Source organism: Haloferax sp. AB510, from assembly GCF_024136985.1.
Taxonomy (GTDB): domain Archaea; phylum Halobacteriota; class Halobacteria; order Halobacteriales; family Haloferacaceae; genus Haloferax.
In genome coordinates this window covers 1-26,285 of the sequence record NZ_JAMYJY010000047.1, presented here as the reverse complement: position 1 = coordinate 26,285, position 26,285 = coordinate 1, and the positions used below count along the sequence as shown (strand labels likewise).

Here is a 26,285-nt window from a genome sequence, read left to right as displayed (position 1 = left end):
GACCAACTACTCAACGACCTGCTCGTTCCTCAAACTGGCTTAACTAGACAGTGCCGAAATTTATGATGAGATATTTATTGTAAACCACCCGTACCTTTGGTGTAGATGGTATGTGGATAGGATAGCGGAGAGATTGATTCAAGTCGCCTATCTCTCAGAACTATCGATGATCGGTATCTCTTGGTGAAGTGATGCTCCGTTCGAACGTCGCTACGTGGGTTGTAGATTGGAACCAGAAGAACTCTCAGATAAACTGGCAGCTCACAACCGAGTGTTTTGGTACTAAACTACACTACCTCCTCCTCAATTGATGATTGACGGACCCAACTAGATAGTACCACCAGGCCTACCAGATCATACTGTTTGGAAATGCCAAACGGAGTAGCTATTCTGTGAGTGGTGGATTTACAGTTATAGCTGTGTAATCTAGTCGGTTGGTCCACATTTATTACTAGTGGTTCGGAGAACGCCCTATTGCATGCACAAGATTGAGAGGCCCGCCGATCCATACTGTCCATGACTTTCGTATGAGTATTACAAACAGAATGGCTATTCCGTACACAACTCGTTTTTGAACAACCAGATCATCCGAATCGTGTCTGGCAATCTGTTGTCTATTTGAAATACACAGCTTCAGTCTCGACGTCTTCCAACATTTATGGAATAAATACTGTATTGTGATCTATTGTGGCTGGTTAATTGGATTTATCCATGTTTATGTCGGTTTGAAGTTCGATCCTCACTTTAGAAATCTCGTGCAGTACACCCACCCGATGACCAGTAAATGCAAATGACCGCAACCGTTATAATGATTCTTCGGGAATAATGTATCATCGACAATGAGCCACACAGATACAGATACGTCCGTACTAATCGCTGGCGCAGGTCCGGTTGGCATGACGACTGCTCTCGCATTGCACGCGCGAGATGTCCCAGTCGAAATCGTCGAAGCGGAGTCGGAAGACCGAAACCGGTCAGGCAGTCGAGCGATTTACGTCCACGGTGCGACGTTGCGCACGTTGGAGCGAGTTCACCCCGGGCTCGGAACCGACCTCGTTGAAGAGGGAATCGTCTGGCCTACTCGGCGAACACTCTATCACGGGAAGGAAGTGTTCTCGCGAACGTATGACTCACCCGGTGGGTCAGGTGACATTCCACACTTCACGAGCATTCCGCAGGTGACGACTGAAGCGTACTTACTCGACGCACTCGACGCCGCAGGTATCGAGATTCACTGGGAGTGTGCTGTCAAAACGGTCCAGTCCGGTCCGGACGGTGTCCGCGTCGAGACATCGGACGGTCGTGAGTGGGAGACTCCGTATCTAGTCGGTGCTGACGGCGGTGGGTCGACGGTCCGAAACGAGATCGGGGTTGACTTCGAGGGAGACCAATCCAAGAACCATTTCATCATTGCGGACGTCCACGAAGTCGAAAATAAACCGCTCCCCATTGAGCGTGTGTTCCACTACAGTAATCCCGACGTAGATGGTCGAAACACGCTCCTCGTCCCCTTTACTGGCGGATGGCGGCTTGACATCCAGTGCTTCGAAGACGACGACCCAGATGAACTCGTCAAAGACGAAAACATGAGCAGGTTCGTCCGTAAGGTCATGGGCGAGGAGTACGACGACCGATTCGAATGGGTATCGACGTATCAGTTCAAACAGGTTAGGGCCGAGCACTTTATCGACGAACACCGTCGTGTCCTGTTGGCTGGTGAAGCTGCTCACCTGCTCGCGCCGTTCGGCGCACGAGGGATGAACTCCGGTGTCGCCGACGCCGATGAGGCTGCCTCGGCTATTGCGGTCGCCTACCACGCACAAACCGACGCCGTGGCACAAGACGAAGTCGAACTCTTTGCTGCTCGGCGCGAGAAAGCCGCCGACTACAATATTGGTGCAGCGGGTCAGGCGCTCGAATATCTCCAGGGAGACGACCCAGTGACAGTCCTCCGAAAAGAGGCGGCCGCATCACTCGCCGACTACTTCGAACCTGCCGGTGAGTGGTTGGACGACGCCCCGTACGGCCCACACGGCAAGCCGCCGATTGTTTCGACCGGAAACTACTGACGAGTCCGAGGAGACAGGCTAAGTCTTATTTTCCGCATCCGTCTTGTCTATCACGTAGGCTTACGGCTTTGCTGGCACAGCGGAGAGCCACACAACGTGGTTTCCGCAAAAGCATGATTTATTATGTTTGTCGAATACTGTCTTTCTATGCGATTCGTTCGATTTGATGAGACCAACCTAGGTCTGTTAACGGATGACGGTGTGATTAACTTGACGAGCCGCCTCGGGATCGAATCTCACGATCCCTTGCAAACGTATATCCGTGGTGACTACGACGCCAGTGAATACGTCGACGACGAACCGGACTTTGATCGCTCCGAAGTCCAACTTCAGTCGCCGATTCGCCGTCCAGGAAAGATAATCGCGGCCCCACTCAACTACGAGAACCACATTGAGGAAGCAATAGCCGACAAAGATATCACCACAGATGAATGGTTCTCCATCGAAGACAAGGGATACTTTTTGAAGGCCCCATCGAGTGTTGTCGGCCCCGACCACGGTATCGAGTTACCGTTCCGGGACCGCCGAGTCGACCACGAAATCGAACTCGCGTTCGTCATGGCTGACGATGTCAAAGACATCGACGCCAGCAACGCTTGGGACCACATCTTCGGATACACGATTCTGCTCGATATTTCCGTTCGGGGGGATCAAGACCGTTCGAACCGCAAATCCTACGATACGTTCACAGTCATCGGCCCGGCAGTCGTTACGCCTGACGAAATCTCCGACCCACAGGACCTCCAGATGGAACTGCAGCTCAATGGAGAGGTACGTCAGGACGAGAACACCGGTGACATGGTCTACTCCTGTGCAGACATCGTCCAGTACGCCTCAATTGGCGCGACCATCGAAGCAGGCGATGTCATCACGACCGGAACACCCGAGGGCGTCAGCCAACTCCACGATGGTGATACGGTCGATGCCCAGATCGAAGATGTTGGCCGGATGCTCGTCGACGTCACTGAGCGAGACACGAAGTTCAGCGACGTCAACGTTCAGAAGGGCGGCTAAGAGTAGTACACACTTGGTTCTGGTTCTCGGTCTTTTCTCCGAGCGCTCTGCTGAACACTGCCGTGACGGCTGGTAAAATGAGTCAGTTCTAACCGGACCGCACTTACAGTCCGAGCTTCGTCGCAACCCAGTGGTCACGGACGGCGAAAACCATCTCTTCTTCATCGTCGAACATCGTCGTCTCGGAGACGAATTCGTCCCACGTGCCGTCTGGAATGAGAGTAAGCTCTCTGGGAGAGTCGACGTTCGAGGGACTGGCCCGCACCATCTCCTCGAACGTGGTAAACTCAGTGTACTGAGCCATGAACTCACTGTCAAACAGTTCTTCAATCGGAATCTCGTCGCGGTCGCCGAGAACCTCTTCTGCACTCGGAAGTTCCGTGGCTTTCGCTGCTTCTTCGAGGTTGATCTGCGGTGCCATACCAGTACTGCGTTTTGAACCTACGTAAAACCTACTGATGCAACCCCCACGTCACTCCGTAGCTGGTCCGAACCAATCGAAGAGCGGCAGGGAGGATACGGACGCTCCGTGTTCGGCGGAACGCCGTTCTAGGCTGTTGGTTACCCAGACGGTTCGGCCTCGGCGTAGAAGTTGAACGCCTCGAACACCGGGCGGTCGGTCATCCCGAGGAGAATCGCTTCGCCGTCGGGGTCGTGGTGGTGAATCTCGTCCGGCGGAATCACGAAGATATCGCGTTCGCTCCATTCGAGCACGTCGTCGCCGACGTGCGTCGCGCCCTCGCCCTCGATGACGAAGTACGCGTCGACGGCGTTGTGGAAGTGCGGGTCGGTCTCCTCTTGGAGCAACTGCGTGCGGAACGACATCGTCGGGAACAGCGGCGGCTGTCCGGTCGCGGGGTTGACGTACGAGAGGCTGTAGCCGTCGTGCGGGTCCGGGTCGTCGTTGTCCGCTCGCTGTCGAAGGGTCTGGAGGGTATCTTTCCAGCTGAATCGGTACGGCGGCGTCGCGGCGCAGTTCCCCTCGAAGGGGCCGGGAATCCCGTCTTCTTTCGTGTCCTCGAACGGGCGGGCGCGACCGTACTGCGACTCCCAGTACCCCTGCGACTTCGTCACGGGCTGGCGGTCGAGTTCGTGGTTCTCGAAGGTGTTGCGCGCGTTGAGCGAGTCGAGCACGAGCGGGAGGTCGAGCACGTCGAGCCACGCGGCCGTCTCGTCGCCGTCGTTGACGTGATCGTGCCACTCCCACTGCGGCGTCGTGATGAGGTCGTTGTCCCGCATGGGGAACTCCTCGCCCGCGACGACGGTCTTCATGTCCTCGCTCCCGTCGATAGTGAACCGAAGCGCGTTCGCCCCGTGTCGGTGTGCCGGCGCGGTCTCGCCGGGCGAGACCGTCTGGACGCCGACGTAAATCGTGTTCGAGATGGCGTTTCGGTATCCCGTGTTGACGGGCACGGCGACGCGTCGCTGGAACCCCGGCGGGAGGTCCGCGATGGGGACGTCCCGTTCAATGGCGTCGATGGACGCCTGGATGTCTTCCCACTTCCAGATGTCCGCCTCGAACCCGCCGAATTGGTTTCCGAAGTCCTTTTCGACTTCCCAGAGGGGTCGCAGGTCGTTCTCCTCGAGGAGACGCTCCGTGTCGGTACTCATCTCTAGGAGTTCCTTCGGCTCTTGTTCAGCCATGGTGTAAAGTTCCCGAGGATTCTTCATAAATGTATGGGTCTATTCTCGTCGCGTGGCGCCGCTACGGGCGGACGCCGTCACCCGTCACCCGCCACCCGGGTCGCTACTGGCTCACCTGCGCGTCGAATATCTCCTTCGAGGGGTACAGCTCGCGGCAGTCCTCGCAGACCATCTGCCCCTGAATGGCGTACTCCCAGAGCTTTCCGCCGCAGGTCGGGCAGTCGAAATGGGCCCGAACGAACGGGTTCGATTTGGCGTAGATGTTTTCGAACTCGGCCATACGGGCACACGGTTCGGACGTCACAAAAACATGTCGTCGGTCGCCTCGACCGCGGCGACGCCGGCGTGAGTCACCCCTCGGTGTACGGTTCGATGGCCTCCCGGAGTTCGGCCGGGAGGTCGCGCGAACTGACGTCGTCCGTGCTCGCACAGACGCGGGTCTCGTGGCCGGTGAACGTCACCTCGCCGTCTTGGTTGCGCGCGACGTAGTCGAAGCGGAGGCTCCGGGTTCCGAGCGTCGGCGTGATGGTTATCTCGATTTTGTCGCCGGCCTCCATCGGGCGCTCGAACTCGAAGTCGATTTCGACGAGCGGGAGCCCGAAGTCGTATTCCAGAGAGATTTCCCAGAGCGGGAAGCCGACCTCCTCCATGAACATGTCCGAACTCTCGTGGAGCGTGTCGACGATGCGGGGGTAGTGCGCGATGCCGAAGGGGTCCGTGTCGGAGAACCGGACCGTCCACGTGCGCGTGAAGCCGGTCATTCTTCGAGCACCACGAGCGCGTCGAGGGCGGTCGCACCGCTCGGCGTCACCAACACCGGGTTCACGTCGATTTCGGCGATGTCCTCGCGCTCGGCGAGCAGGTCGCCGACGCGCTTGACGACGCCGGCGAGCGCGTCGATGTCCGCCGGATCGCACCCGCGATAGCCTTCGAGAAGCGGCGCTGACCGCAACTCCTGTACCGCCGCCCGCGCCGTCGCCTGCGTGACCGGGGCCAATCGATGGGCGGTGTCTTCGAATATCTCGGTGAAGACGCCGCCGAGTCCGGTGAGCACGACGGGACCGAACGAGGGGTCCCGAAGCCCGCCGACGATGACCTCGGTGCCGGCGTCGACGTCGGCGGCGGCTTCGACCAGCACGTCGGCGTCGATACCGCTGTCGGCGGCGGCGTCGAAGACGTCCGCCGCGACGGCCGCGGCCTCGTCGGCGTCCGCGACGCCGACAGTCACGCCCAGCCCGCCCATCCACTCGCTTTTGTGGGTCACCGCCGGCGAGGAGACTTTGAGCACGACCGGGAACCCGATTCGCTCGGCCGCCGCGGCGGCGTCCTCGGGCGTCGAGGCGACTTCGAACGCCGGGGTCTCGATGCCCGCGTCGGCGAGAATCCCCTTCGCCTCGGCCTCGGTGAGCGTCGTCCGGCCGTCGGCGCGAGCCCGTTCGATGGGGTCCGACTCACGCATTGTCGACCACCTCCGCGGGCGCGGCATCTGCATTGACGCGCGCGTATTCGGCGAGCGCGGCGACGGTATCGGCGGCCCGCTCGGGCGACTCGAAGACGGGAACGCCGACGGATTCGAGCTCCTCGCGGTCCGGTTCGAGGAGCGATTCGGGGCCGGCCGTCGCGAACACGACCGGTTTTCCGACGGACTCCGCGAGCCCGTCGAGGTCCTCGGTGGGGAACCCGAGCGCGGCCTCGTGAAGCTCGTACACGAGGACGGCGTCGACGTTCTCGTCGGCCGCGACCGCGCGGACGACCTCGCCGAACTCCGGCATCGGCCGCCCCGTGTCGACGGGGTTCGCCGAGTACGTGATGCCGGGGAGAATCTCGTTCACCGTCGCCCTCGTCTCGTCTTCGAGCGGCGGGAGCGAGACGCCCGCCTGTTTCAGGCGGTCCGCGATGATGATACCGGGGCCGGCCTGCGCCGTCACGACGCCGACGTTCGTCCCGTCCGGGAGCGGCGCGGTCGCCGCGACGTGGCCGGCGTCGAGGAGTTGGCTCGTCGAGTCGACCGTCGGCACCCCGTACTGCGCGAACCCGGCCTGATAGAGCGCATGGTCGCCGGTGAGCGCGCCGGTGTGCGACTCGGCGAAGTCGCCGACGTCCGCCTCACCGACCTTGTAGGCGAAGATGGGCGTCTCCGCGTCGTAGCAGGTTTCGAGGAGCGAGCGCGCGTCGTCGGTCCCCTCGACGTGGAGCACGATTGCGCCGGTGTCGGGGTCGGCGTCGAGATACTCGATGACCTCTTCGAAGCCGACGTTCGCGCGGTTGCCCAGCCCGACCATCGCGGAGATCCCGCGTCGCTCGCGGGTCGCCTGAAACGCGATGGAGTGGGCGACGCCGCCGCTCTGGGCGACGATTGCGAGGTCGCCCGCCGGGAAGCTCTCGACGCCGGTGGCGAACGAGCCGTACAGCCCCGTCCGCGGGATGACGAAGCGCTCGTGTTCGGGCCGAGCAGGGCGATGCCGTGTTCGTTGGCAGTCTCGGTGAGTCGGCGCTGTATCTCCGCGCCGTCGTCGCCGGCCTCAGCGAAGCCGCCGGAGTAGATGACGGCGGCACCCACGCCCGCCGCGCCGCACTCTTCGATGACCTCCGGCACGACCGGCGCGGGCACACAGAGCAACGCGAGTCGACGTCGTCGTCGATGTCGGTCACCGACGCGACGAACGGTTCGCCGAACGCGGTGCCCTCGGCGGACGGGTTGACGGGGTAGACCCGTCCGCCGAAGTCGTGGACGTTCTCCATCGCCTCGTAGCCGATTTTCCCCGCTTTCGTCGACGCCCCGACGACCGCGATAGAAGACGGGTCGAACAGTCTGTCGAGTTCGAATTTGTGAGTCACGTCAGCACGTATTCGGAACAGGAGCATAGTGCTTTCGACCCCGCGGACCCGCCGTCGCGGGTGTCCGCCTGATTCCGACGCGGTTGAGGAGGTAGCCCGCCGGGACGATCACGATTACTGGACGCCGAACATGACGCTCACCGTCAGACTCGTCGGCTCTGTCACCGCAGGCCGCACCGATGGACGGTGTGCGGAACGGCACGCGCGTCCATCAACACACCTACTCCTCTGTCGGGAGCGTGCCGAACTCCTCGCTGAACAACTCGCGGAGCCGAACTTTGTCGAACTTTCCGGTCGTGGTCCGCGGCACGTCGTCGACGAACATGAACCGGTCCGGCAGCCACCACTTCGGGAACCGGTTGAGCAGGTGGTCGCGGAGCTCCGTCTCCGTGGCGTCGCCGTCGAGGACGACGTAGGCGATGGGCCGCTCCTGCCACTTCTCGTGGTCGGCGGCGATGACGACCGCCTCCTCGACGGCGTCGTGTCCCATCAGTTCATTCTCCAGTTCGATAGAGGAGATCCACTCGCCGCCGGATTTGATGACGTCATCGACGCGGTCGACGACGCTGAGGTAGCCGTACTCGTCGATAGTGCCGATGTCGCCGGTCTTGAACCAACCGTCATCGGAGAACGCCGCCTCGGTCGCCTCGGGTCGGTTGTAATACCCATCGAGCAGCCACGGCGACCGGGCGTGTATCTCGCCTTTCGTCTCGCCGTCCTGCGGGACCGGTTCGCCGTCATCGCTGCGAAGTTCGAGTTTCACCCCGGGCGCGGGAATGCCGGGCTTCATGCGCAGACGGTACTGCTCGTCCTCGGGGAGACTTCTGGCCTCGCTCGTCAGCATCGTGTTGGCGAGGTGCGGCGACGCCTCGGTCATCCCGTACCCCTGATTGATCGGTGCCTCGTACACCTCGTCGTACTTCTGAATCAGCGACTTCGGCGGCGAACTCCCGCCGGTGAGTACCTTGTCGAGGCTGTCGAGCATCCCCGCTTCGTCGTCACCGAGGTAGCTCTCCATGTCGATCCACACGGTGGGGACCGCCGCCGCGATGCTCACCGCCTCCTCGTCGATGAGGTCGGCGATGTCGTCGACGGTGGTGTGCCCGCCCGGCAGGACGAGCTTCGAACCGCAGAACGTCGCCGTGTACGGGAAACCCCAGCCGTTGACGTGGAACATCGGAACGACCGGCATCACGGTGTCGTTCTCGCCGACGCCGAACACATCCACATGGCTGTGCATCAGCGTGTGCAGGAACATCTTCCGGTGGTAATACGGGACGCCCTTGGGCATCCCCGTTGTTCCGGAGGTGTAACACAGGCCGAATTCCGTCTCCTCGTCGATGTCGGGCCAGTCGTACTCTGTGGGGTAGTCGGCGATGAACGACTCGTAATCGACGGCCGGTTCCAGCGACGTCTCCCCCACCTCGTCGTCGAGAATGACGTACTGTTCGATGGTCTCTAACTCGTCGGCGATGTCCTCCAGCGTGCCCGTGAACGCGGGGTCGACGAACATCAGGCGGTCCTCCGCCTCGTCCATCATGTGGATGAGGTGTTCCTTGGGCAGTCGGTGGTTCACGGTGTGGACGCTACGCTCGCTGCAGGCCGGGCCGAAGTAGAGTTCGTAGTGGCGGTAGTGGTTGGCCGCCATCGCCGCGACCCTGTCGCCGGCCTCGAGCCCGTAGTCGTCGAGCGCGTGCGCCAACTGCGCGATGCGCTCTGCGGCGTCGGCGTACGTGTAGCGGTGGTACTCGTCTTCGCCGATCTTTGTCACGATCTCCTTGTGACCGAAGAGGTCGGTCGCACGCTCTAAGAACGTCGTTATCGTCAGGTCGTAGTCGAACATCTCAGTCGCCTCCGTCCGTCGGTTCGAAGCGGAAGAACACCCGCTCGTGGTCAGCCGGTCCGTCGATATCGACGACGCGCAGTTCGACGGGGTCGCCGATGGTCAGGTCGTCGTACTCGGCACCGTCGATGTGGGCGCTCAGTTGCACGTCGCCGAGGTCCACGATGCCCGTCACGAACGGCACCTCGTCTTCCATCCCCAGCGGCGCACCCGCCCGGACGGTCGAGAACGCGAACAGTTCGCCCTCGTCAGGCAGTTCGACGTACTCCAGCGCCTCGCTGTGACACTCGGGGCAGACGATGCGCGGGGGGAAGTGGAGCGCTCCGCAGTCTGAACACTCGGTCGTCGTAAGTCGCCCATCGCGGAGGTTCTCGTAGAACTCCGAGATACCCGTGTGCTCGTCGGTCTGGAGTTCGTAGAAGTCGAGCAACCGGGGGAGTTCGATGGTGTCTGGTATCTCGACGGTTCCGCGGTCGTCGCTCATGGTCGACCACGCTCCAGCACCATAACGCTGTGAACCGACGCGCTGCCGCTGAGGTTGTGTATCAGCCCCGTCTCGGGGTCTGGCACCTGACGCTCGGTCGGCACCTCTCCGCGGAACTGGTCGTGGATCTCGAGCGCCTGCGAGACGCCGGTCGCACCCAACGGGTGGCCGCAGCCGAGCAGGCCGCCGCGCGGGTTGACGCCGATGTCGCCGTCGAGTTCGCTTCGGCCGTCCTCGACGAACTTCCCGCCTTCGCCCTTCTCGACCCAGCCGAGGTCCTCGTACTCGACGATTTCGCTGATGGAGAAGCAGTCGTGGACCTCCGCGACGTCGAGGTCGCGGACGGGGTCGCCGATGCCCGCCGACTCGTAGGCCTTCTCGGCGGCCGTCGTCGCCTGCGGCCACGCCGACATCGACGGGAGGTTGTTGATGGAGTTCGAGGCGAAACACGCCTGTCCGCTGCCCGTGATGTAGGTCGCTTCGTCGGTTACCTCGCGCGCTTTCTCCTCGCTCATCAGGACGAGGGCGGCCGCGCCATCCGTGATTCCGCTGCAATCGAACAGGCACAGCGGTGGCGACAGCGGGTACGAGTTGAGCACGTCATCGACCGACACCTCCTTTTGGAACTGCGCGAACTCGTTGTGCGCGGCGTGGCTCTTGTTCTTCGCGCTCACCATCGCCAGTTGCTCGCGGGTCGTCCCGTACTCGTGCATATGCCGCTGGGCGATCATCGCGAAGTACGGGGGCGCGTTCAGGCCGTTGGCGCCGTCGAACTCCCGGTCCATGACGTTCGTCATACTGGATTGGGCCTCGGGACCGTGACCGGCGGGTAGGTTCATCTTCTCGACGCCGAGCACGAGGGCGACATCGAGTTCGCCCGCCGCGATTGCGAGCCACGCGTATCTGAGCGCGGCCTGCCCGCTCGCACAGGCGAGTTCGGTCCGCGCGATCATCGTATCGACGTCCACACCGACGAGTTCGGCGACCATCGGCGCGACGTGCGTCTGGAAAGCGAACCGTTCTGGCTGGACGGAGCCGACGAACAGTCCCTCGACGTCTTCGGGACCGATGTCGGGCACATCCTCGAAGGCGGCCTTCCCCGCTTCCTGTATCAGGTCCTTGTAGGTGGCGTTGCGGTTCCCCCAACGGGTATGACCGCCGCCAACGATACCGACGTTTCGAGTCATAGGTCGTGATTTGAAATTATCATCCGTGTACTTGTTTGTTCCGTCGCTTACTCCGAGAAGTTGGGGTCGCGGTCCTGTTTGAACGCCGCGACGCCCTCCCACATGTCTTCCGTCGTCGAGAGCAGGCCGAAGCCCTGACTTTCCATCTTCAGGCCGGCGTCAAGGCTGGCGTCCCTCCCCTCGTCGATGACGCTCTTCGCGACTTCGAGCGCCGTCTGCGGCCCCTCGGCGATGCTCGACACGAGGGTCTCCACGTCGTCTTCGAACTCCTCTTCCGGGACGGCGCGGTTGAGGATACCCCAGTCGGCGGCCTTCTCCGCGGAAATAGGGTCGCCGGTGAAGACGAGTTCCTTCGTCCGCGGCGCGCCGACGAGGCGGACGAGACGCTGGGTGCCGCCGCCGCCGGGGATGAGCCCGAGGTCTATCTCGGGGCTACCGAGCGAGGAGCCCTCGGTGGCGATGCGGAGGTCGCAGGCCAGCGTTATCTCCATCCCCGCGCCGAGGCAGAAGCCGTCTATCTTCGCTACCGTCGGCCGCGGAAACTCCGCGACGGCCTGAATCGCCTCGTCTACGTCCATCAGGTCGGTCGGTTCGGCGGTGGTGAAGCCCGTGATGTCCGCGCCCGCCGAGAACGCGCGGTCGCCCGCACCCTCGAAGACGACGACGGAGACGTCATCGTCGTCCACCGACTCCAGCACTCGGCGCAATTCGTCGAACATGTCCGTCGAGAAGGCGTTCAGCCGCTCCTCGCGGTCGAAGACGACGTTTAGTCGGCCGTCGTCCGTCAGACTGTGGCTGATAAGGTGGTACGGACCGCCGTCGCGGTAGTCGTAGAAGCCGCGCCCGGCGTCCTCCCCGGTGTGGCCTGCCTCGACGAGTTCGACGAGGTACTCCGCGGGTTCGTACCGCTCGGCTCCCGTTCGCTCGTGTAGGGATTCGAGCTTCTCCAGCACCGTGTCGAGACCAAGTTTGTCCGCCGTCCGGCAGGTCCCCTCGGGGAGACCGCCGCCGAGGCGCATCCCTACGTCGATGTCCTCGGGGTCGGCTACGTCGTCGCCGACGAGTTTGGCCGCCTCGTTTACCATCCGCGCCTCGATTCGGAGCGTGTCCACGTTGCCGCCTTCGCGCGGGTTGTAATCGACGCCCTCGCCGCCTTCGTAGTCGTAGAAGCCCTTGCCGCTCTTCCGACCGAGGTCGTTCGCGTCGACGCGGCTCTGAATTGACTCGGCGACGGGGTCATCCCACTGCTCGCGGGTGTGCGCGAAGATGTCGATGCCGCCGAAGTCGTTGAGTTCGAACGGCCCCATCGGGTAACCCCGACGGAACGCCATCGCGGCGTCTATCTCCCGTATCCCGACGCCACCTTCGTCGAGCATCCACGCCGCCTCGCCCATGTACGGCGTCAGGACATTGTTGACGACGAACTGCGGGACGTCCTTCCGGACGAGAATGGGCGTCTTGCCGAGCGACTCGGCGAACTCGTAGGCCACCTCCGTCACGTCCTCGCGCGTCTGCTCGCCGGAGACGACCTCCACGAGGTCCATCTTCACCGGCGGATTGAAAAAGTGCATCCCGCAGCAGAACTCGGGCCGGTCCGTCGCCGACGCGATGTCGCTCACGCGCAGGCTGGAGGTGTTCGTCGCAACGATGGTCTCCGGTCCCGCCGCGTCGTCCACCTCGGCGAACACGTCGCGTTTTATGTTCAAGTCCTCCGGCGCGGCCTCGATGACGAGGTCTGCGTCCGCGACGGCGGCGGCCACTTCGGTCGTCGTCCCGATTCGGTTCAGCACCTCGTCGGGGTCCTCGTCGAGTTGGCCCTTCTCGGCCAGTTTGTTCAGGCTCCACTCTATCTGGTCGTACCCCTCATCGACGATGTCGGCTTCGATGTCGCGCATCGTCACCTCGTAGCCGGCGATGGCGGCCACTTCGGCGATGCCGTGACCCATACTGCCAGCTCCGAGGACTGCGAGGCTCTCTATCTGGATAGCCATTACTACGTTCTTCCACATCTACCTATTTTAATATTTTGATTCGGTAAATAGAAATAAACAGACGGCACAACGGCTAACGGACGACTAAACGGGCGAACGACCCCGGCGTTCAGACGCCGAGGTACTCCTGACGGAGTTCGTCGTCGGTTTTGAGTCGTTCGGTCGACACCTCGTCAACGATGTGGCCCTCGTCGAGGATGTAGTGGCGGTCGGCCACTGCCATGGCGACGGCGACGTTCTGTTCCACCAAGAGGAACGTCACGTCGCGCTCCTCGCTTATCTCCGTGATGATTGACTCGATGCGCCGGACGATGTACGGCGCCAGCCCTTCGCAGGGCTCGTCGAGCAGTATCATCTGCGGGTTGGCGACGAGGCTCCGCGCGATAGCGAGCATCTGCTTTTCGCCGCCACTCATATTCCGCGCGAGTCGGTTGCGCATGTCGTCGAGTTCGGGGAACTGCTCGAACACCGACTCCCGGTTGAGCGGGTCGGTCGCGTGGTTGGCCGCGAGCCGTATGTTCTCTTCAACGGTGAGTTCGTTGAAGCAACGCCGTGCCTCAGGGACGAGCGAGAGACCGAGCTTCGGTATCTCGTAGCTGCGCTTCTCAAGCAGGTCGTGGCCGTCGAACGTTATCGACCCGCCACGGATGGTCGGCACGTCGGTGCCGACGATGGAACGCATCGTCGTCGTCTTGCCCGCGCCGTTGCGGCCGAGAAGCGATACTACCTCGTCGCGGTCGATGGCCATGTCAACGCCGAACAGCACCTGTCCGGTGTCGTAGCCCGCCTCCAATCCGTTGATCTCCAACAGGCTCATAGCTCCTCCCGCATCCCGCCGAGGTAGGCGTTCTGTACCTCTTCGTTCCCGCGAATCTCCTCGGGGTTGCCCGTGGCGAGTATCTCGCCCTGATTGAGCACGGTGATCCGGTCGCTCATCGACAGCACGATATCCATGTCATGCTCGATGAGCAGGATGGTGAGGTCGAGTTCCGTCTGTAGGTCGTCAATCATGTCGGCTGTCTCTCGGGTCTCCGTCGCTCCCATCCCGCTCGTGGGTTCGTCGAGCAGCAGCACTGACGGCTCCGTCGCCAGCGCGATGGCGATGCCGAGACGACGCTGGTCGCCGTGCGAGAGGTTCTTCACCGTCGCGTTGTGCTGCTTGTCGAGGCCGATCCGTTCCAGGTAGTCGAACGCCTTCTCACGGTGTTTCGACCGCCCCTCGCCGAGCAGATTCAGCGCAAACGTGCCGGCCTGTACCGTCTGCACGACGATGCGGACGTTCTCCAGCACAGTGAGGTCGTTGAACAACTGGTTCGACTGGAACGACCGCGCGAGGCCGCGGTGCGGTCGCTCCTCCTGCGGAAGGTCGGTTATCTCCGCGCTGTCGAACCAGACGCTCCCCTCGGTGGGTTCCAGCGCCCCCGTCACAGTGTTGAACAGGGTGGTCTTGCCCGCGCCGTTCGGACCGATAATGGCGTGTAGCTCACCGCGCTGGACGGAGAGGTCGACGTCTCTGAGGGCGACGACGCCCCCGAACGTCTTCGTCAGCCCGTCCGTCCACAGCACGCCCTCGTCGGCGGTCGATGCAGCTTTCTGCTCCGTCTTTCGCTGTCTCGTCTCACTCATGTTCGATCACCGCTGAGTTGGTCGTACAGTCGCTCGACACCGCTCCGGAACAGCCCCCACAGTCCCTCCCGCGGCGCGACCAGCACCGCGACGACGAACAGCAGGCCAAGGAAGAACTGCCAGTACGTCAGCAGTCCGGAGAGTTCGAAGGTGACGACCGAGAACTCCGGGGACGGCAGCGCCAGCATCTCGAACTCGGTGAGGAAGTCCTCGGCGAACAGCCAGATGAACGCGCCTGCCGCCGGACCGAGGAAGTAGTTCGTCCCGCCGAGGATGGTCATCAGGATGATGTCACCGCTCGTGTTCACCGAGAGGTTCTGCAGGGACGCCCCCTGATTGTTTATCTCCAACAGCACGCCCGCCAGCGCGGTGAACGTCGCGCTGAACGTGAACGCCCACACCTTGTACCGCTTGACGTCGATACCGACCGCCTGAGCCAACTGCTGGTTCTCACGCAGGGCGGCCAGCGTCCGCCCGAACGGCGAGCGGACCAACTGCCACAGCCCCAGCGTCGCCACGAAGAACACCGCCGCGAGGAGGTAGTACCAGTCGAAGCTGACCCATCCCAGCGAGACGTACATCACGCCGCGATAGCTCTCAATCCACGCCGGGAGCGCGCCGCTGATTCCGGTGCTCCCGCCGGTCAGACCGCCGTAGTTCTGGTTGGCGATGAAGTAGAAAGACTGGGCGAACGCCAGCGTCAGCATCGCGAAGTAGATTTCGCCCTTCTCGACGGTAAGCCGTCCGAGCAGGTAGCCGAACAGCGTCGCGACGCTGATACCGATAGCCGCCGAGACGAGGAACGGCAGGTTCAGCCTGAGCACGCCGATGGCGGTCCCATACGCTCCGATACCGAGGAACATCGCATGGCCGAACGACAGCAGTCCCGTGTAGCCGATGAGCAGGTTGAACGCCACCGCGAACAGCATCCAGATGAGGATGGTGTTGGCGACCTGTTCGTAGCCGAGCAGCGCCGGGTGCGAGATGACGGGCCGGATGAGGACGACGATGGCCAGCAGTCCGAGCGGTACTTGCAGTTTCGCGAGTGTGTCCGTCGACGCGATGTCGCTCACGCGGTTCACGATGGTGTTGTCCGAGCGCTGTCCGCTCATTCGAGGAACCCCTCCTGTCCGAACAGCCCGCGGGGTCTGACGAGCAGCACGACGATCATCACGAGGAACGGCATCAGCCCGCCGATACCGGAGATGTCGAGCGCCGGAATCGACGTCGCCACCGCGAGTTGCTCCAACACCAGTGGCGTCAGGAACACCGCTTCACCGATGAGCAGCCCGGAGACGACGCTCCCGAACAGGCTGCCGATGCCGCCGACGACTACGACGACAAACGCGAGGATGATGAACTGGTTGCCCATCCCGATGTCCATTCCGACCTCGGTTCCGCGGAGGACGCCGCCGAGTCCGGCCGTAGCCGCCCCGAGGAAGAACATCAGGACGAACCGGATCGGGATGTTGACCCCGACGAGTTCGGCCATTTCGCGGTCCATGACGCCTGCGCGGACCGAGAGGCCGAAGTTGGTTCGCTCGATGAGCATGTAGACGGCCGCGACGGTGAGCACACTCACGACCACCGTGAACAGTCGGAAGTTGGCGACGCCCGTGACCGCGAGGTCGAAGCTCGACGACAGCACCGGCGGCGTCGGCACACTGAGCGGCGACGCGCCCCAGATGGCCCGCGTCGCCTCGTCGAGCATCAGCGCCAACCCGAACGTCGCCAGCAGGCCGATGAGCGGCGTCTCGTCGTACAGCCGGTGGAGGACGGTACGCTCGATGACGATGCCGAGCGTCCCAACCAAGAGAGGGACAACGACGAGCGCAACCCAGAACGACAGCCCCCACTCGACGACGACTTGGAACGTCAGATAGGCCCCGAGCATGAACAGCGCCCCGTGCGCGAAGTTGACGACGCCGAGCAGCCCGAGGATGATAGACAGTCCGAGCGCCAGCAGCACGAGGATGAACCCGTAGACGAGCCCGCCGACAAGCTGGTCGACGAACAGTCCGGGGCGTCTCGCAAACGCGTTCACCAGTAGCAACCCGAGGACGACGGCCACCGCGATGGCCGCGGGCGAGGATTCCTCGCTCGTCGGGTTGAGCGCTGGTGGTAGTTTGTATGCCATTTGGCTAGTTACAGCTGGCACCCGGTCTCCTCGCAGCTGCGTGCGAGGTCTCCACCGGGGATAGTTTCGTCGATGCCGAACCACTGTTTCCACGGTTCGTCCTGCATCTCGTCCGGTTCGAGCCCTGAGACGACGTGGGTCGGCTGAATGAGGTTGTGATCGCACGCGCGCCACTTCAGCGTTCCCGGCTGGAGGTCCGCGACGGTACTCTCTATCTGGTGGCCCTCCAGTTCGGCGGTGATGTCGGCGGCGGCGGTGGAGCCGGCCCGCATCACTGCACGCACCTGCTGGTCAAGCGAAGTGTAGGACATATAATGGCGCGCGAACGGATCGGTCCCGCCCTCGTCGACCACGCGCTGTTTGAACTCCTCGCCGGTGTCGACGGCGCTCACCCATCCGGCCGGGCCGACGTCGACGGCCGAGGCGGCTTCCTTGCCGAGCCCCCACGCAACCAGATCCTCGAACTGATGGACCATCAGCGCCAGCTCCTCGTGAAGCCCGGTGTTCATCATCTGCTCTATCGCCAACCGGGCGTCGAGCCCGGGGATGAGTAGTGCGACGGCCTCGGCGTCAGAGTTCTGCACGTTATTGATGTACTGCGTGTAGTCGTCGCCGGGGAACGGAGTCGCGTCCGACCCGACGACCGTCGCGCCGTTCTCTTCGAGCCGTGCGCTGATGACTTCGTTGGCGGTCTGTCCCCAGACGTAGTCCGAATAGAGGATGTACCACGAATCGGCTTCTTGGACCATCCGGGGCACCGCCGCGCCCGCCATCATTGTGTTCGACTGGTAGACGCTGAACATGTGTTCGGCACACTCGCTCCCAGTGATGGTATCCGAAGCGCCCTGTGCGATGTAGGAAACGCCGTTGTCGGACGCCCACGACCCCATGCTCGTGCAGACAGCCGAGGAGATGCCGCCGTGTGCGAAGTCGATGCCGTCGGAGGTGACGGCGCGTCTGACCCGTTCGAGCGCCGTACTCGGATCGGTCTCGGTGTCGTACTCGCGCAGTTCGATTGAGATGTCGAACTCCTCTTCGAGGTCCTGTTTCGCGAGCACGGACCCCGTCGTCACCGACTCTCCCCACGGCGCGAACGCCCCGGTATAGGGCGCGAAGACGCCGACAGTCAGCTCGTCGATGTTGGACGACTCACCCCCCGAATCCGACACAGTGCCGGCTCCGCCGCCGCCACCACCGTCGTTTTGTCCCCCTGGGCCGCCGGCACACCCGGCCAGTCCTGCGGTACCGCCGACTGTCGAAGCCACACCAATCTGTCTCAGCAGCTCTCGCCTGCTATGAGTAGGCATACCCCTACCTGCGAGTGAATATACTTATAGATTATGGAGGATGCCCGAATACTCCTGTTTCTGCGCTGGTCGTCGGCCGGTCTCCGGGCGCAGTGTTGCCGTCATCCGGCTCGAATCCGCGAGCTCAGACCACCCGGTCCCCGCCGGAACCGAGCGTTCGAGATAGCCGCAGTCAGTTCGCGGCGTCAGAAGTTCCGATAGATGAGGTCGCGCTGAACCGCGCTGACACCCTCGTAGATGACTGGCATCCGCGCGTCCCGGTAGACGCGCGAGATCCGTTGGTCGTCGAGAATCCCACGGCCGGCGTGGAGTCCGATTCCCGTCTCGGCGCATTCGGTCGCCGTCTCCGTCGCTTTCAGCTTCGCCATCGATCCCCATTTGCGGGCGTCTTCGCCGGACTCGATCCGCTCGACGGTCCGCCAGAGCAGCGACCGGGCGCTCTCGAACTCCGTCCGCATCTCCGCGAGGTCGTGTTGGACCGACTGGAACTCACTCACTTCCTTTCCGAACTCCTTGCGGTCGTGGACGAACGCCCACGCTTCCTCGATGGCCGCGGCGGCGAGGCCGATGCCATGGCCGGCGACCCGCGCTCGCCCGTGGTTGAAGAACTCCGCAACCATCCGAAATCCGTCGCCGCGCGGGCCCAGTAGGTTCTCCTCGGGAATCCGACAGCCGTCGAAGGTTATGTGCGCCTGTTCGGACGCGCGCATACCCATCTTCTCCGGGATGTACTCGGCCTCGTAGCCCGGCGCGTCGGTCGGTACGAGGAACAGCGAGTAGTTGCCGTGGCGGTCCCCCGACTCGTCCGTCTTCGCGTAGACGGTGATCCAGTCGGCGGAGACGCCGTTACCGATCCAGTACTTCTCGCCGTCGAGCACCCACTCGTCGCCTTCCTTGGTCGCCGCCGTCTCCATCCCGGCGAGGTCGCTGCCCGTGTCGGGTTCCGAAATCGCCATCCCCGTCGTGACTTCGCCCTCGGCCACGGGGCGCAGGTAGTCGCGCTTCTGCGCCTCCGTCCCGAACGCTTCGAGGATGTTCGTCCCGAAGCTCTGTCCGACCAGCGCGAGGCCGATACCGGCATCCGCGCGGAAGAATTCCTCGATGACTGCGACTACCTCGCTCAGCGACCGTCCCTGCCCGCCGTGTTCTTCGCCGATTTCCATCGCCACCAGACCCTCCTCACGAGCGGCCTCGACGATTGAGGTCGGATACTCACCGGATTGGAACCGCTCGGCCCTCGCCGGGACGATATGCTCGTCAGCGAACTCGCGCGCCTGTCGCTTCACCGGTCTGGCCGCCTCGGGGACGACTGATTCTTCTAATAGCTCCATGGTATGGGTCTTCCCGGTCGGGGTAAATAGTTTGTCTCCTCGGCTCAGATCCCTCCACTTCCGTTACCCCCGATGTAATAAAAACTTTTAATCATGTATGAAAAGAGTCATCAACATGGGTCGAGATACCAGTCCACCCGGACCAGACAGTAAGTCGCTGAACCGCCGTCAGTATCTGAGCCTCGCTGCCGTGGCGGCCTCGCTCAGTGTCGCAGGCTGTAGTCAGTCGGAGTCGACGCAGATAACGGACACGGCGCGGACGGCCACCGCGACGCCGGAACCGACGCGAACGTCGACAGCGACGGAGAGCCCAGACCACCGCGTGCGACGGGACGTGATGGTGGAGATGCGCGACGGTGTCACGCTCGCGACAGACGTCCACCTGCCACAGGAGGGCGAGTCGTTCCCAACGCTCGTCCACCGGACGCCGTACAACAAAGCTGAGGACGTCCCCGTCGGGACGATTCCGACCGCGGTCGAGAACGGCTACGCGGTCGTCCAGCAGGACGTGCGGGGGCGATTCGCATCGAACGGCTGGTTCGTCCCGTTTTCGGAGGGGGAAGACGGCTACGACACGATAGAGTGGGTGGCAGAGCAGTCGTGGAGCACCGACCAGGTCGGGATGTACGGTACCTCCTATCGAGGGATGACGACGATACAGGCGATGAAGGAGGAACCCCCGTCGCTCGTCGCCGCGGCGCCGCTTGTCACGCCGGCGAACTTCTACCACGACCTGCAGTACTCAGGCGGGGCGAACAACCTCGGCACGTCGATGGCGTGGACGGCCTCGAACTCCTTCTCGCAGATATCGCGGCTGAACGTCTCCGAGTCGGAGGCGAATGCCCTCCGAGAACAGCTCCAAGCCCTGTTCCAAAACTGGCCGGACAGCGCGGCACAGCTCCCGGAAATCGACATCTCCGCGTTCGATCAGGGAGTGGCACCCTACTGGCGCGACTGGCTTGAGCATCCGACGTTCGACAACTATTGGCAGGCGATCGATGTCCTCGCCGAGGTCGGCGACCTATCGATACCGATGGTTCAGGCGGGCGGCTGGTACGACATCTTCCTCGACGGCACCACGTCGTTGTTCTCGGCCGTCGAGGAGCGTGCCCCCGAAGTCGTCCGCGAGAATCAACGCCTGGTCATCGGCCCCTGGAGCCACCTCACCTACCCGTCGGCGGACCCCGTTGGCGACCGCGATTTCGGATCCGAGGCCGCCTACGACCTGAGCGGCGAACTCGTGTTTCCGTGGTTCGACTACTGGTTGAAAGACGAGGGCGACGGCGTGCGCTCGCTTCCGAAGGTCCAGTACTTCCAGATGGGCGCCGACGAGTGGCGGAGCGCCGACGAGTGGCCCCCGTCGTCGTCGACGCCGACCGACTACTATCTCGACGGCGACATCCCCGATGACGGCGTCAGCAGCGGTGGCCTGTCCACGAACGAACCCGCGGCCGAGGACGCGACCGACAGCTACGACTACGACCCACTTGACCCGGTCCCCACTCGGGGGGGACCGCTCCACATGGGACCGCTCCAGACGGCCGGCGTCGTCGACCAAACACCCGTCGAGGAGCGCGACGACGTGCTCGTCTACACCTCCGAAGCGCTCTCCGAGTCCGTCGCTATCGCCGGCGACGTCGAGGCAACGCTGTTTGTCGAGACGACCGCACCCGACACCGACTTCGTGGCCCGACTCGTCGACGTCGGCCCCGACGGCTACTCGATGAACGTTACCGAGGGGGTGCTTCGGGCGCGCTACCGCGAGTCGTTCGAGGAACCCGAGTTCCTGGAGGCGGGCGTCGTCTACGAACTGACCGTCAATCTCCGACCGGTAGCACACACCTTCGAGTCCGGCCACCGGATTCGACTGGACGTCACGAGCAGTAACTTCCCGAAACTCGACCGCAACCCCAACACGGCGATCACCGTCTCGCGCGCAACCGAAGATGACATGCAGACAGCGACGCAGACGCTCCATCGAAGCTCCAACTACCCGTCCAGACTCCAGCTTCCCGTCGACTCCGCCTGAACGGCCAGACCGGTGAGCCTCCGAACCCGTCGAGCGGCCACGGGTCGACCACGACGACTCCGTATTCGACGACAAAGCTATCGACCCACGTTATATCGAGACGAAACACGCGTATCTGAACATACAACGCGCGAAAGCGAGATATCTGTGCTGCCGAGCTAGATCGACCTCGTTACCATCCCGAGCCGCCACGGGCGTCCGCGGGCCGGCGCTCAGGCCGGCTCCCATGCGGTTCGGAGCGCCCCGGGCTACCGTGCGGTTCGGACGGCCCGCTCGACCTGTTCGATTGGTGTCGGGGGTCGTTCCGCGTCGTCGTCGCGGTCGCCGAGTTGGGTCCGACACGACGCGCCCGGCGCGACGACCCGCTGTCCGTCGCTCGCCGCCACCTGCTCGAAGAGGATGTCCCCGATAGCGTCGCTCATCGACCGGTGTTCGGCCTCGTAGCCGAAGCTTCCGGCCATCCCGCAACAGCCCGAATCGAGCGGGTCGACCGCGTAGCCGGCGCGCCTGAGCACCCCGACCGCGTGGTGGTCTTTCTTCACGGACTTCTGGTGACAGTGGCCGTGATACGCGAGCGACTCGCTCGGCGCGTCGAACGCCAGTCGCTCGTCGAGTCGGAACGAATCGAGGTACTCCATCACGCCGTAGGTGTTGCGAGCGACCCGCTCGACGGCGGGCCCCGAGAGCAGGTCGAGGTAGTCGGACTGGAGCATCACCGCGTCCGAGGGCTCGACCAACACCACGTCGCGTCCCGATTCGACCTTCGGGGCGAGTTCCGCGACGTTCTCGCGCGCCGTGTCCCGCGAGATATCGAGAAAGCCCTTCGAATGCGCGGGCCGGCCGCTGTCGGTGTGGTCCGCGAGTTCGACGCGAACACCCGCCGCCTCCAGCACGCGCACGGCCGCTTTCCCGGGTTCCGGGTGACTGTAGTTCGTGTACGTGTCGACGAAGAAGACGGCCGTCCGCTCGGCGTCCGCCGGGGCGACCTGCGACCCGCCGCGGGCCTCGAACCAGTCGTGGAGCGTCTCGCGCTCGAACGACGGGAGCGTCGCCTCGGACGTGATTCCGACCGCGGACTCCAACAGGGACCGCGCGCCCGGGAGTTTCGTCGCCCAGTTCGAGACGGGAGCGAACGCGCTTCCCACCTTCGAGAGCATGTCGACGTTGGCGAACAGCTTATCGCGGAGGCTCGCCCCCTCGCGCTGGTGGTACTCGTGGGTCATCTCGGCTTTCAGCTTCGCCATGTCGACCTCGCTCGGACAGTCGTTCGAACAGCCCTTACAGCCGATACAGAGGTCGAGCACCTCGTGCATGAACTCGACGTCGAACTGCTCGTCCGCCGAGAGGTCGCCGCTCATCGCCTGCCGGAGGAGGTTCGCGCGGCCGCGTGTCGACTGTATCTCCTCGCCGCTGGCCCGGTAGGTCGGGCACATCACGCCGCCGGTCGTGTCTTGGTCGCCGCGACAGCCGGCACAGCCGTGACAGAGTTCGGCCATCCCCTCGAACCCGTTGTCGTTCGCCCATTCGAGCGCGGGGTCGAAGCCGGCGTCGAACTCGTAGTCGGGGTCGTACCGCAGGTCGTCGGTCATCGAGACGCGCCGGGCGCGCTCGGGCGCGTCGTCCGGGAGCGACTCATCCGGTTCGTAGCCGCAGACCTGCCCCGGATTGAGGAGCCAGTCGGGGTCGTACGCCGTCTTCAGCTCTCGGAACGTCTCCCACAGCGAGTCGCCGTAGAGCCTGCGGTTCCACTGGGTGCGCGCCCGGCCGTCGCCGTGTTCGCCCGAGACGCTCCCGCCGAGTTCGACGACGAGTTCGGTCACGCGGTCGGAAATCTCCTCGTACGTCGCGAGGCCCTCGGCGGTCTTCGTGGTGACGAGCGGGCGGACGTGCAGGACGCCCGGCCCGGCGTGGCCGTAGAACGCCGCGAACGTCCCGAGGTCGTCGAGCACGTCGCGGAACCCGCCGACGAACTCGGGGAGGTGCTCGGCCGGAACGGCGCAGTCCTCGATGAACGAGAGGTGTTTCTCGTCGGTCGTCCGCGAGAGCAGAATCGGATTGCCGGCCTTCCGGAGCTTCCAGACCCGGTCGCGCGCCGCCTCGTCGTGGGCTTCGATGGCGTCGACGGCGCTCTCGCCGACGCGGTCCGCGACGAGCGCGTCGACCTTCTCGCGGCCGGTCTCGTCATCTTCGGCGTAGAACTCGACGAGGAGCGCCGCCCGCGTGCCGTCGGGGAGCATCCCCACGACGTCTTCGAACTCCGAGGTTTCACCGGCGAGGTCGATGAGCGTGTCGTCGATGAACTCGACCGCCGCCGGGTCGTGTTCGAGGACCGCCACGACGTCTCTCACCGCCGTCATCAGCTCGTCGTAGGTGAGAAGCGCGACCGCTTTGGTCTCCGGGACGGGTTCGAGCGAGACAGTAACCTCGGTGATGAGCGCGAGCGTCCCTTCGGAGCCGGCGAGCAGTCGAGCGAGGTTCACCGATCCCGACTCGGCCTCGTCGACGAGCCAATCGAGGTTGTAGCCCGAGACGTTGCGCTTCAGGTCGGGGTAGCGCTCGCGGACGAGGTCTGACTCCGATTCGAGGATGCGGTGGACTTCTGCGTAGACGCGCTCCCGGATGCTCCCGTCAGGGTCGGCCCCCTCGCGGAGCGCGTCCAGCGTGACCTCGCCGAACGTCGTCACCGACCCGTCGGCGAGGACGGCCTCGACTTCCTCGACGTAGGCGTCGGTCTTGCCGTACTTCAGCGAGTGCGACCCCGTCGAGTTGTTCCCGATTGCGCCGCCGATGACGCTCCGGTTCCCGGCGGCGGGGTCGGGCGCGAACTTCAGGTCGTGCGGCGCGAGCGTCTCGTTCAGCTTTGCGAGCGTGACGCCCGGCTGGACGCGCGCCGTCCGCGCCTCGGGGTCGACCGACAGCGGCGCGTCCATGTATCTCGTGAAGTCGAGGACGACCGCCTCGTTCACCGTCTGTCCGGCGAGACTCGTCCCGCCGCCGCGCGGGAGCACGGGGACGTCCTCCCGTGCGCAGTATTCGACGACCGCCGCGACGTCTTCGGTGTCCGCCGGGAAGACGACCCCGATGGGCGTCACCTCGTAGGCGCTGGCGTCGGTCGCGTACAGCTGGCGAGAGTAGGAGTCGAAGCGAACGTCGCCAGCGATACGTACCTCGAGATCCGCGACAAGATCAGGTCGTTCAACGTCGTCACCGCGATAGTCGTAATTCGCACTCGGTGCAGTCGTCGGGTTAGACACGGAAATTTCTCGCATCGATGCTCGAAACTTATTTTCCGCGGTTATAGTGTTGTGTGTCTCTCATCCGAGGTTTGTGTGCTCAATAGGGGAATCAGTGTTCGTGATTAACGACCGTACTGATAGTTGACGGAGACGATGTCCGTAGACTGCTTGACCCGCTCGGCGAGGTCCGACCGTTGGTCCGCATCCGTGAGTTGATTCGTTGGGCAAACGAGACCGATTGCTCCGTAGACAGTCCCTTCGACCGTGATTGGGGCCGAGATAATCCCCATGCCGACGACTTGTTCGTCCCAATCGTACGCATAGCCGGTCTCTCGAATCGTCTCGAATTCTGCTCTGAGGTCATCAGGGTCTGTCTTCGTGAACTTGGTTACTGCTTCGAGGTCATGGGTCTCGAAGAACCGGTCTATCACTTCGTCGGACGAGTAGGCGAGAATCGATTTTCCGGACGCGTGTGAGTGAAGTGGCACGCGCATACCAGTGTACATCCCGAGTTGAAGTGAGCGTTCTCCTTCTGCGAGGTGAACGATGGCGAGTTCATTGTTCTCTTCGATCGTGAGCGACGCGGTGTACCCCGTGTCATCCGCCAAGTGTTCGAGTTCGGACTGGGACACTTGGAAGAGCCGATTCCGATACTTGATACGCCCGCCGAACTCAAGGAATCGTAATCCGAGCCGGTAGCGCCCGTCCTCATTAATCACGAATCCGGTGGCTTCGAGCGTTCGAAGATATCCGTGAATGGTACTCCGATGTGTGTCAAGGGTTTTTGCGATTTCGCTGACGCTCATCGAACTGTTTTTTCGTAGTAATCCGAGGATATCGAACGTCCGATTGACCGTGGCAAGTTGGTGTTTCGAGTCGTCCATGTATATTCCTGAACGTCCCACAGTAATAAATCGTTTGGATATTACATACCGAGGGGTGATTCGAATAATAAAATTACAACGCTATGACTGTAACTATTCAAGCAACTCAACGAATTCTTGTCAATGGAGGCTCGTGAAGATACATCGATGAGAGGCTATGACTGTACGTCTTTGTTGGATTTCCACCTCGTATGGCATATTCAAACTTCACCTCGATTTTACCTACTGAAATCTTGGGCACTGTCTAGTTAACCTCCTGAGCTGGCGGTCGTCCGTTGAGCGATTGATGCGGTCGGTGAAAGTTATAGTAATGAACAAACACTGCAAGTCATTGGCAGACGCTCAGCCGACTGCCCACCCATGAGTTATGGAAACGGTCGACCCTCATTTTGAACGTGTGAAACCATTTTTCGATCAGGTTTCGGTCTGTGTAGTCGACCCGACCGTTCAGCCTTAATCGAGAGAAGGCAGTCCGATACCCAAAGGCATCAGCCAGAAACACCGTCTCTGAACAGTCGTGTTTCTCACAGACTTCATGGAGAAACGCAGCTGCTGGATCGGTTCCATGACGCTTGAACAGTGCAACGTCAAGAATCACTTTTGTGTCGAGGTCTATTGCAGCGTACAACCAAGACCATTCGCCATTGATTTTGACAGCGGTCTCG

Annotated in this window: 22 protein-coding genes and 1 pseudogene; 4 read left to right on the top strand and 19 right to left on the bottom strand. The window is 62.8% G+C overall.

The window, feature by feature from the left end:
* Positions 1-839: 839 nt before the first annotated feature.
* Positions 840-2,069: an FAD-dependent monooxygenase gene (locus tag NKF06_RS10760; protein ID WP_256477296.1), complete on the top strand. Its 1,230-nt coding sequence runs from the start codon at positions 840-842 to the stop codon at positions 2,067-2,069.
* Between the two features lie 147 nt (positions 2,070-2,216).
* Positions 2,217-3,083, top strand: a complete 867-nt coding sequence (locus tag NKF06_RS10755) for a fumarylacetoacetate hydrolase family protein (RefSeq protein ID WP_253245374.1) — start codon at positions 2,217-2,219, stop codon at positions 3,081-3,083.
* Between the two features lie 103 nt (positions 3,084-3,186).
* On the opposite strand, the gene NKF06_RS10750 is transcribed toward NKF06_RS10755, so the two are convergent.
* From NKF06_RS10750 to NKF06_RS10725, 6 genes are all read right to left on the bottom strand, one after another.
* Positions 3,187-3,504 carry a hypothetical protein gene (locus tag NKF06_RS10750; RefSeq protein WP_253245373.1) on the bottom strand — a complete coding sequence of 106 codons (318 nt, stop codon included), beginning with the start codon at positions 3,502-3,504 and terminating at the stop codon, positions 3,187-3,189.
* A gap of 140 nt (positions 3,505-3,644) precedes the next feature.
* Entirely contained in the window at positions 3,645-4,727 is a 1,083-nt protein-coding gene (gdoA, locus tag NKF06_RS10745; RefSeq protein WP_253245372.1) for a gentisate 1,2-dioxygenase, read from the bottom strand.
* Positions 4,728-4,830: 103 nt separating this feature from the next.
* Complete coding sequence (locus tag NKF06_RS10740) at positions 4,831-5,007, bottom strand: Trm112 family protein (RefSeq protein ID WP_004967944.1); 177 nt, start codon at positions 5,005-5,007, stop codon at positions 4,831-4,833.
* 70 nt (positions 5,008-5,077) lie between these two features.
* The gene (locus NKF06_RS10735; protein ID WP_007276360.1) at positions 5,078-5,488 is read right to left on the bottom strand and encodes an acyl-CoA thioesterase; all 411 of its coding nucleotides are present in this window, start codon (positions 5,486-5,488) and stop codon (positions 5,078-5,080) included.
* Entirely contained in the window at positions 5,485-6,186 is a 702-nt protein-coding gene (locus NKF06_RS10730; protein WP_253245371.1) for an acetate--CoA ligase family protein, read from the bottom strand. The genes NKF06_RS10735 and NKF06_RS10730 overlap by 4 nt, the downstream gene beginning before the upstream one ends.
* Positions 6,179-7,051, bottom strand: coding sequence for a hypothetical protein (locus tag NKF06_RS10725; RefSeq protein ID WP_253245376.1), 873 nt, complete (start codon positions 7,049-7,051; stop codon positions 6,179-6,181). Before NKF06_RS10725 ends, NKF06_RS10730 begins: the two co-directional genes overlap by 8 nt.
* 140 nt (positions 7,052-7,191) lie before the next feature.
* On the opposite strand from NKF06_RS10725, the gene NKF06_RS10720 reads away from it, so the two are divergent.
* A complete protein-coding gene (locus tag NKF06_RS10720; protein WP_253245370.1) occupies positions 7,192-7,437 on the top strand; it encodes a hypothetical protein in 246 nt (81 codons plus the stop codon).
* A gap of 348 nt (positions 7,438-7,785) precedes the next feature.
* Here the strand turns inward: NKF06_RS10720 and NKF06_RS10715 are convergent, their stop codons facing one another.
* The 10 genes from NKF06_RS10715 to NKF06_RS10670 form a co-directional block, all read right to left on the bottom strand.
* Positions 7,786-9,408, bottom strand: a complete 1,623-nt coding sequence (locus tag NKF06_RS10715) for a long-chain fatty acid--CoA ligase (RefSeq protein WP_253245369.1) — start codon at positions 9,406-9,408, stop codon at positions 7,786-7,788.
* Position 9,409: 1 nt separating this feature from the next.
* Entirely contained in the window at positions 9,410-9,892 is a 483-nt protein-coding gene (locus tag NKF06_RS10710; protein ID WP_253245368.1) for a Zn-ribbon domain-containing OB-fold protein, read from the bottom strand.
* Positions 9,889-11,079 (bottom strand): beta-ketoacyl synthase N-terminal-like domain-containing protein, encoded by a 1,191-nt coding sequence (locus NKF06_RS10705; RefSeq protein ID WP_253245367.1) that lies wholly within the window; start codon positions 11,077-11,079, stop codon positions 9,889-9,891. The genes NKF06_RS10710 and NKF06_RS10705 overlap by 4 nt, the downstream gene beginning before the upstream one ends.
* A 47-nt stretch (positions 11,080-11,126) precedes the next feature.
* Complete coding sequence (locus NKF06_RS10700; RefSeq protein WP_253245366.1) at positions 11,127-13,070, bottom strand: 3-hydroxyacyl-CoA dehydrogenase NAD-binding domain-containing protein; 1,944 nt, start codon at positions 13,068-13,070, stop codon at positions 11,127-11,129.
* 109 nt (positions 13,071-13,179) lie between these two features.
* On the bottom strand, positions 13,180-13,887 hold the full coding sequence (locus NKF06_RS10695) for an ABC transporter ATP-binding protein (protein WP_253245365.1): 708 nt from the start codon (positions 13,885-13,887) through the stop codon (positions 13,180-13,182).
* The gene (locus NKF06_RS10690) at positions 13,884-14,696 is read right to left on the bottom strand and encodes an ABC transporter ATP-binding protein (protein WP_253245364.1); all 813 of its coding nucleotides are present in this window, start codon (positions 14,694-14,696) and stop codon (positions 13,884-13,886) included. Before NKF06_RS10690 ends, NKF06_RS10695 begins: the two co-directional genes overlap by 4 nt.
* Positions 14,693-15,808, bottom strand: a complete 1,116-nt coding sequence (locus tag NKF06_RS10685) for a branched-chain amino acid ABC transporter permease (protein WP_253245363.1) — start codon at positions 15,806-15,808, stop codon at positions 14,693-14,695. The genes NKF06_RS10690 and NKF06_RS10685 overlap by 4 nt, the downstream gene beginning before the upstream one ends.
* Positions 15,805-16,833, bottom strand: a complete 1,029-nt coding sequence (locus NKF06_RS10680) for a branched-chain amino acid ABC transporter permease (RefSeq protein ID WP_253245362.1) — start codon at positions 16,831-16,833, stop codon at positions 15,805-15,807. Before NKF06_RS10680 ends, NKF06_RS10685 begins: the two co-directional genes overlap by 4 nt.
* 8 nt (positions 16,834-16,841) lie before the next feature.
* A complete protein-coding gene (locus tag NKF06_RS10675; RefSeq protein ID WP_253245361.1) occupies positions 16,842-18,002 on the bottom strand; it encodes an ABC transporter substrate-binding protein in 1,161 nt (386 codons plus the stop codon).
* A 323-nt stretch (positions 18,003-18,325) separates the two neighbouring features.
* Positions 18,326-19,471 carry an acyl-CoA dehydrogenase family protein gene (locus NKF06_RS10670; protein WP_253245360.1) on the bottom strand — a complete coding sequence of 382 codons (1,146 nt, stop codon included), beginning with the start codon at positions 19,469-19,471 and terminating at the stop codon, positions 18,326-18,328.
* 115 nt (positions 19,472-19,586) lie between these two features.
* Here NKF06_RS10670 and NKF06_RS10665 point away from each other — a divergent pair, with 115 nt between their 5' ends.
* Complete coding sequence (locus tag NKF06_RS10665; RefSeq protein WP_253245359.1) at positions 19,587-21,500, top strand: CocE/NonD family hydrolase; 1,914 nt, start codon at positions 19,587-19,589, stop codon at positions 21,498-21,500.
* 248 nt (positions 21,501-21,748) lie between these two features.
* Here NKF06_RS10665 and NKF06_RS10660 read toward each other — a convergent pair whose 3' ends face one another.
* The 3 genes and pseudogenes from NKF06_RS10660 to NKF06_RS10650 form a co-directional block, all read right to left on the bottom strand.
* Positions 21,749-24,769 (bottom strand): FAD-binding and (Fe-S)-binding domain-containing protein, encoded by a 3,021-nt coding sequence (locus NKF06_RS10660; protein WP_253245358.1) that lies wholly within the window; start codon positions 24,767-24,769, stop codon positions 21,749-21,751.
* Positions 24,770-24,858: 89 nt separating this feature from the next.
* On the bottom strand, positions 24,859-25,620 hold the full coding sequence (locus tag NKF06_RS10655; protein ID WP_253245357.1) for an IclR family transcriptional regulator: 762 nt from the start codon (positions 25,618-25,620) through the stop codon (positions 24,859-24,861).
* A gap of 244 nt (positions 25,621-25,864) precedes the next feature.
* Positions 25,865-26,285, bottom strand: a pseudogene (locus NKF06_RS10650) (DDE-type integrase/transposase/recombinase); the annotation flags it as partial.

Excerpts from the sequence above, each read along its gene's own strand:
- NKF06_RS10760 (WP_256477296.1), top strand. The coding sequence starts at position 840 with ATGAGCCACACAGATACAGATACGTCCGTACTAATCGCTGGCGCAGGT.
- NKF06_RS10755 (WP_253245374.1), top strand. The coding sequence starts at position 2,217 with ATGCGATTCGTTCGATTTGATGAGACCAACCTAGGTCTGTTAACGGAT.
- NKF06_RS10750 (WP_253245373.1), bottom strand. The coding sequence starts at position 3,504 with ATGGCACCGCAGATCAACCTCGAAGAAGCAGCGAAAGCCACGGAACTT.
- gdoA (WP_253245372.1), bottom strand. The coding sequence starts at position 4,727 with ATGGCTGAACAAGAGCCGAAGGAACTCCTAGAGATGAGTACCGACACG.
- NKF06_RS10740 (WP_004967944.1), bottom strand. The coding sequence starts at position 5,007 with ATGGCCGAGTTCGAAAACATCTACGCCAAATCGAACCCGTTCGTTCGG.
- NKF06_RS10735 (WP_007276360.1), bottom strand. The coding sequence starts at position 5,488 with ATGACCGGCTTCACGCGCACGTGGACGGTCCGGTTCTCCGACACGGAC.
- NKF06_RS10730 (WP_253245371.1), bottom strand. The coding sequence starts at position 6,186 with ATGCGTGAGTCGGACCCCATCGAACGGGCTCGCGCCGACGGCCGGACG.
- NKF06_RS10715 (WP_253245369.1), bottom strand. The coding sequence starts at position 9,408 with ATGTTCGACTACGACCTGACGATAACGACGTTCTTAGAGCGTGCGACC.
- NKF06_RS10710 (WP_253245368.1), bottom strand. The coding sequence starts at position 9,892 with ATGAGCGACGACCGCGGAACCGTCGAGATACCAGACACCATCGAACTC.
- NKF06_RS10705 (WP_253245367.1), bottom strand. The coding sequence starts at position 11,079 with ATGACTCGAAACGTCGGTATCGTTGGCGGCGGTCATACCCGTTGGGGG.
- NKF06_RS10700 (WP_253245366.1), bottom strand. The coding sequence starts at position 13,070 with ATGGCTATCCAGATAGAGAGCCTCGCAGTCCTCGGAGCTGGCAGTATG.
- NKF06_RS10695 (WP_253245365.1), bottom strand. The coding sequence starts at position 13,887 with ATGAGCCTGTTGGAGATCAACGGATTGGAGGCGGGCTACGACACCGGA.
- NKF06_RS10690 (WP_253245364.1), bottom strand. The coding sequence starts at position 14,696 with ATGAGTGAGACGAGACAGCGAAAGACGGAGCAGAAAGCTGCATCGACC.
- NKF06_RS10685 (WP_253245363.1), bottom strand. The coding sequence starts at position 15,808 with ATGAGCGGACAGCGCTCGGACAACACCATCGTGAACCGCGTGAGCGAC.
- NKF06_RS10680 (WP_253245362.1), bottom strand. The coding sequence starts at position 16,833 with ATGGCATACAAACTACCACCAGCGCTCAACCCGACGAGCGAGGAATCC.
- NKF06_RS10670 (WP_253245360.1), bottom strand. The coding sequence starts at position 19,471 with ATGGAGCTATTAGAAGAATCAGTCGTCCCCGAGGCGGCCAGACCGGTG.
- NKF06_RS10665 (WP_253245359.1), top strand. The coding sequence starts at position 19,587 with ATGGGTCGAGATACCAGTCCACCCGGACCAGACAGTAAGTCGCTGAAC.
- NKF06_RS10660 (WP_253245358.1), bottom strand. The coding sequence starts at position 24,769 with ATGCGAGAAATTTCCGTGTCTAACCCGACGACTGCACCGAGTGCGAAT.
- NKF06_RS10655 (WP_253245357.1), bottom strand. The coding sequence starts at position 25,620 with ATGGACGACTCGAAACACCAACTTGCCACGGTCAATCGGACGTTCGAT.